Genomic DNA, 6000 nt, shown 5'->3' with positions numbered 1-6000 from the left:
CTCTTCCGATCTATGGGGGCAACAATGCCCTGATGTTGCGTAAATGCTCGCATGGTGTCTCTCCTGTGGATCAGTTCATCAACTCACGGACATCAACAAAATGGCCAGTCACTGCAGCAGCGGCCGCCATAGCCGGACTCACCAAATGGGTGCGCCCGCCGAAGCCCTGACGCCCCTCAAAGTTACGGTTGGAGGTAGAGGCACAATGCTCGCCCTGCCCCAGCTTGTCCGCGTTCATCGCCAAGCACATCGAACAACCAGGGTCACGCCATTCCAAGCCCGCTTCAATAAAGATCTTGTCCAGACCTTCCTGTTCCGCCTGCTCTTTCACCAAACCGGAACCGGGGACCACCATTGCCTGCTTCAAACCAGCGGCAACCTTACGACCTTTAACCACAGCCGCTGCTTCACGCAGATCCTCAATACGGCTGTTGGTGCAGGAACCGATAAACACTCGGTCTAACTTGATGTCGGTAATCTTCTGATTCGGCTCTAACCCCATGTATTTCAGAGCACGAACAATGCCTTCGCGCTTGATGGGATCTTCTTCTTTGGCAGGGTCAGGTACATTCGCACCGACATCCGCCACCATCTCTGGTGATGTACCCCAGCTCACTTGCGGCTGAATCTTTGTTCCATCGATTTCGACGACCTTGTCGAACACAGCATCGTCATCACTGTGCAGGGTGCGCCAGTAATCAACCGCTTTGATCCAGGTTTCGCCCTTAGGCGCGAACGGGCGGTCTTTTACGTAATCAATGGTGGTGTCGTCGACCCCCACCATACCGACACGAGCACCGCCTTCGATGGCCATATTACAAATGGTCATCCGACCTTCCATGCTCAAGCCACGGATAGCCTCACCGCCGAACTCAATCGCATAACCCGTGCCGCCGGCCGTTCCGATCTTACCAATAATCGCCAGTACAACGTCTTTACCGGTTACACCAGCACCCAACTGACCAGTCACCTTGACCAGCATGTTTTTCATTTTTTTCTGTACCAGACACTGGGTAGCCAACACGTGCTCAACCTCAGAGGTACCGATACCGTGGGCCAAACAACCGAAAGCACCATGGGTCGAGGTATGGGAATCACCACACACAATGCTCATGCCCGGCAAAGTCGCGCCCTGCTCTGGCCCAATGACGTGAACAATACCTTGGCGAATGTCCTTGATCTTGAATTCCAGGATGCCGAACTCGTCGCAGTTCTTACCCAGGGTTTCGACCTGAGTACGGGACACGGGATCGACAATGCCATCGATACCCTTGTCACGGTCGGTAGTCGGCACGTTGTGATCTGGCGTTGCCAGGTTGGCGTCAATGCGCCAAGGCTTACGGTTAGCCAACCGAAGTCCTTCAAAAGCCTGCGGAGATGTCACTTCGTGCAGCAGCTGACGATCGATATAGATCAATGCTGAACCGTCATCGCGCTGTTTGACCAAATGGTCATCCCACAACTTGTCGTATAAGGTCTTGCCCGCCATGGTTCTCTCTCACTCTCTGGGGGTTTCTGTTTCTTTCTTAAGTGGGGCTATCATACTACCTCGCCTCCAATAACCCCAATTCATGTTTTTCATTCGTTGCATTCCAGTTGGTTATCGCTGATAGTTTTTGCTGGGCCGTCGCCCAAGTCATCGCTACAAACAACGGAGAACTCACTGGTGGATGCAAACTCCTTAAAAGCATTCCTGACCATTGTCGATCAAGGCTCCTTCTCGGAAGCAGCCGAAACGCTGCATCTGACTCAGCCAGCTGTCAGCAAACGCCTCGCTGCGCTGGAACACCAACTGGGAACCAAGCTGATCGAACGAGGCCACCGGGAAATTCGCCTCACCGAAACGGGAACCCGCTTACTCCCTCACGCCCGACAAATACTCGACGACATCCACAACGCCAAAGCCGCGCTATCGTCCAATGACGGCACCATCACCGGCGAACTGAATATCATCGCCAGTCACCACATCGGCCTGCACCACCTGCCAAAATGGCTACGCCGCTTCGCTCGAGAATACCCGGAGGTATCCGTAAACCTGCAGTTTATGGAATCCGATGCGGCCTATAGCCAAATGGTAAAGCGAAACGCCGAGCTGGCGTTTGTCACGCTCAGTGACAGCATGGAAAGGCAGTTCGCGGTGCATCAACAGTGGCCCGACCCCATGATGTTTGTAACCGGCACCGATCATGATTTAACTGCACAAAAAGCGACTACACTTAAAGATCTGGCAAAGTATCCGGCGCTATTGCCGGACACGACAACAGCAACCTATCGCGCCGTGAGCCGGTTATTTTTGGAGGCCAACCTGCCCCTCAAACAGCAAATACCAACCAACTATCTTGAAACCATCAAGATGATGACAAGTGTCGGGTTAGGTTGGAGTGTATTGCCCTTGAGCATGATGGATAGCAGCCTGCACCAATTAATGACGGAGTTCTCGGTCAGCCGGGTTCTGGGTGCCATCGGCTTGTCAGGGCGCCAGCTGAGCCTGGCAGCCAGCGCGATGCTGGACATCGTTAGGGATGAAGAAGTTAACTGCTAAATAAATACCAGATGATTACAGGAGTTTTCATGGGCTTCGACGATTACCTCAAAATTCTGGCCAAACACGACGGATCCGACCTTTACCTGAGCACCGGCGCTCCGCCCTGCGCAAAATTCCACGGAGCCCTAAAACCTATTGATCGCACTCCTCTCGCCCCAGGCATCATAAAAGAGATTGCCTGGTCTATCATGGACGAAGGTCAACGAGCCGAGTTCGAGCAGGAAATGGAGATGAATTTAGCCTACAGCATTCGCAACGTAGGTCGTTTCAGAATCAATATTTTCCGGCAACGACATGAAATTTCCATTGTCGTCCGTAACATCGTCACAGATATACCTAATATTGACGACTTAGGCTTACCCCCGATTCTCAAAGATGTAGTGATGGCCAAACGAGGCTTGGTGCTCTTTGTAGGCGCCACCGGCTCCGGAAAATCGACATCTCTTGCAGCGCTCATAGACTACCGAAACACAAATTCCGCGGGACACATCATCACCATTGAAGATCCGGTCGAATATATACACCGACACAAGAAAAGCATTGTTAATCAGCGCGAAGTGGGCGTTGATACACGCAGTTTTCAACAAGCTCTGAAGAACACTTTGCGGCAGGCTCCCGACGTCATCCTGATTGGCGAGATCCGAGACCGCGAAACCATGGAGCACGCCCTCGCCTTTGCGGAAACAGGGCATCTATGCATCTCTACCCTCCACGCCAACAACGCAAATCAGGCTCTGGACCGGATTATCAACTTCTTCCCGGAAGAACGCCGAAACCAACTGTTAATGGACCTTTCTTTGAACCTGCGGTCATTTGTTTCTCAGCGACTCGTCCCCACCGTCGACAAAAAACGCTGTGCCGCCATCGAAATCCTGCTGGGCACTCCGACCGTTAGTGAACTCATTCTTCGCGGAGAGATCGATGGCATCAAAGAGATTATGGAAAAGTCCGCCAACCTTGGTATGCAAACCTTCGATCTCGCGCTTTTCAATCTTTGGAAGGAAGGAAAAATTACCGAAGAAGATGCCCTGAAAAACGCAGACTCTGCCAACAATCTTCGGCTCAGAATCAAACTTCATGGCCGAAGTGCATCGTCTACCAGCAACTCCCCGCGCTCTTCAGGGACATCAGACGGAATTGAGTTATCACTGCAGATAGAAAATGAAGAAGACTCAGAGTCCTAGGCATACGACCTTATACCTCGGTGGGGGGGCGCTCTCAGCCCCCACCATGTCACAACAATCGCGACAGCCATAGCTCCGGCACCACCCCAGAAAGCCGCTGTCGTGCTGTAGCCATCCACCAGAAAGCCCGACATCCAGGCACCCAGAGCTCCGCCAGCGCCGAACGTCAGGCCACTGTATAGCGCTTGTCCCTGGCCATGGTGATGCTTACCAAAGAACCCCTGAACGTACTGCACCGAAACCGCGTGCAACACCCCGTAAGATGCCGCGTGCAGCAGTTGCGCAAAAACCAATACCGGAACCACTGCCGTAAACTCTGCAATAAGGCCCCAGCGGATCATAGTTAGGACCAAAGCTCCGAGCACCACCTGACGGACCGACAGTCGCCGCGTTAATCGATGCAGAAAAAGGAACAACACAATTTCCGCAAGCACGCCGAGCGACCAGAGTAACCCGATGGATAATTTGCCGTATCCATGCTGCTCAAGATGAATGCTGAAGAAGGTGTAGTAAGCGCCGTGAGACACCTGCAAGAGGAAATTCATGGCCAAAAATGCAATCACTGCAGGGTGAGTGACAATCGCTTTAAGGCTGCCTTTAGGCGCGCGCCCCTTGAGTTCGCCACGATCTGAAGGCACCAGAAACGCCGACACTGCGATGCCTACAAAAACCGGCAGCAGCAACCAAGGCAGGTACTGGATCGGCACCCATTCCAACAAAGCGCCAACCAAAGCCACTGCGCCGATAAAGCCGACCGAGCCCCATAGCCGAACCTTACCGTATTTTTCTTTATGGGCACCCAACACTCTCAGGGTGATTACTTCGTAGAGCGGAAGAATGGCATTCCAGAAGAAGGTGAACACCAGCATCACCAAAAGCAGCCCGTAAAACCCGGGCTCCAAAAATACGCCGGCAAAGAACAGAGAACCGGTGATCGCACCAAAACGAACCAAGCGCACGCGCTGACCCGTGTGATCACCAAGCCAACCCCAAAGGCTGGGTGCGACAATTTTGGTTAACTGGATGGTCGCCATGAGTGTGGCGATTTGCAGATAGGTAAAGCCCTGCCCCTCCAGATAGAGGGACCAATAAGGCAAGAGCCCTCCAAGGAGGGCAAAGAACCAGAAATAGAGGTTAGACAGCCGCCAGTAGATCGTGTCGCCTCCTTTTTATCAGAGCTGCCCGATCACCGGAGTGGAGACTTCGACATCGCCATTTTGAGCGCGGTGACGCAGATAGTGATCCAACAGAACAATGGCCATCATGGCTTCCGCGATGGGCGTTGCCCGAATACCAACGCAAGGGTCGTGACGACCTGTTGTAATAACCTCGACCGGATTGCCATGCAGATCAATGCTGCGCCCGGGCAAGCGCAGGCTGGACGTCGGTTTCAACGCAATACTGGCAAGTATCGGCTGCCCCGAAGAAATACCACCAAGCACACCGCCAGCTTCATTAGACAGGAAGCCTTCAGGTGTCATTTCATCCCGATGCTCGGTGCCTTTTTGCTCAATACACCCAAACCCGGCGCCAATCTCGACGCCTTTGACCGCGTTGATGCTCATCAATGCATGGGCCAAGTCAGCATCCAAACGATCGAAGATCGGTTCGCCAAGCCCTGGCGGTACACCTTCAGCAACGACATTAATGCGAGCACCGATAGAGTCCCCCTCTTTTCGAAGGGCATCCATGTACGCTTCCATTTCCGGTACCTTGTCGGCATCCGGGCAAAAGAAAGGGTTCTGATGAACCTGCTCCCAATCCAGCTTATCGACCTTGATCGGGCCTAGCTGGGACAAATACCCGCGAATGCGTATACCCAGACGCTGCTCCAGAAACTTACGGGCTACCGCGCCAGCCGCAACTCGCATGGCTGTTTCGCGAGCCGACGAACGGCCGCCACCACGGTAGTCACGATTGCCGTACTTATGGTGATAGGTGTAATCCGCATGGGCAGGACGGAACTGTTCAGAGATCTTGGAGTAATCCTTGGAGCGCTGATCGGTGTTCTCAATAATCAGCCCGATCGGTGTCCCGGTTGTTTTACCCTCAAAGACACCGGACAGGATACGAACTTCATCGGCTTCCCGACGTTGCGTGGTATGGCGGGAGGTGCCCGGTTTGCGGCGATCAAGATCAGCCTGCATATCCGCTTCTGACAGCTCAAGGCCCGGCGGGCAACCATCAATGATGCAGCCCAAAGCGGCACCGTGGCTTTCACCAAAGGTAGTTACCGTAAACAGCTTTCCGAAAGTATTTCCCGACATATTT

At 53.4% G+C, this 6000-nt stretch carries 5 protein-coding genes; 2 read left to right on the top strand and 3 right to left on the bottom strand.

Annotation, left to right across the window (positions count from 1 at the left end; all coding sequences use genetic code 11):
- Positions 1-70 precede the first annotated feature (70 nt).
- The gene (leuC, locus tag VOI14_RS04595; RefSeq protein ID WP_323750849.1) at positions 71-1489 is read right to left on the bottom strand and encodes a 3-isopropylmalate dehydratase large subunit; all 1419 of its coding nucleotides are present in this window, start codon (positions 1487-1489) and stop codon (positions 71-73) included.
- Between the two features lie 177 nt (positions 1490-1666).
- On the opposite strand from leuC, the gene VOI14_RS04590 reads away from it, so the two are divergent.
- Together VOI14_RS04590 and VOI14_RS04585 are read left to right on the top strand one after the other, a co-directional pair.
- On the top strand, positions 1667-2542 hold the full coding sequence (locus VOI14_RS04590) for a LysR family transcriptional regulator (protein ID WP_323750848.1): 876 nt from the start codon (positions 1667-1669) through the stop codon (positions 2540-2542).
- A 29-nt stretch (positions 2543-2571) separates the two neighbouring features.
- Entirely contained in the window at positions 2572-3729 is a 1158-nt protein-coding gene (locus tag VOI14_RS04585) for a PilT/PilU family type 4a pilus ATPase (protein WP_323750847.1), read from the top strand.
- Here VOI14_RS04585 and VOI14_RS04580 read toward each other — a convergent pair.
- Positions 3726-4871, bottom strand: coding sequence for an MFS transporter (locus VOI14_RS04580; protein WP_323750859.1), 1146 nt, complete (start codon positions 4869-4871; stop codon positions 3726-3728). The genes VOI14_RS04585 and VOI14_RS04580 overlap by 4 nt on opposite strands.
- Positions 4872-4901: 30 nt before the next feature.
- On the bottom strand, positions 4902-5996 hold the full coding sequence (gene aroC, locus VOI14_RS04575; RefSeq protein ID WP_323750846.1) for a chorismate synthase: 1095 nt from the start codon (positions 5994-5996) through the stop codon (positions 4902-4904).
- Positions 5997-6000 lie beyond the last annotated feature (4 nt).

Source organism: Marinobacter sp., from assembly GCF_034669625.1.
In the GTDB taxonomy this organism is placed as follows: Bacteria; Pseudomonadota; Gammaproteobacteria; order Pseudomonadales; family Oleiphilaceae; genus Marinobacter.
The sequence above is the reverse complement of the archived record's forward strand: the minus strand, read 5'-3'. Positions and strand labels throughout refer to the sequence as shown.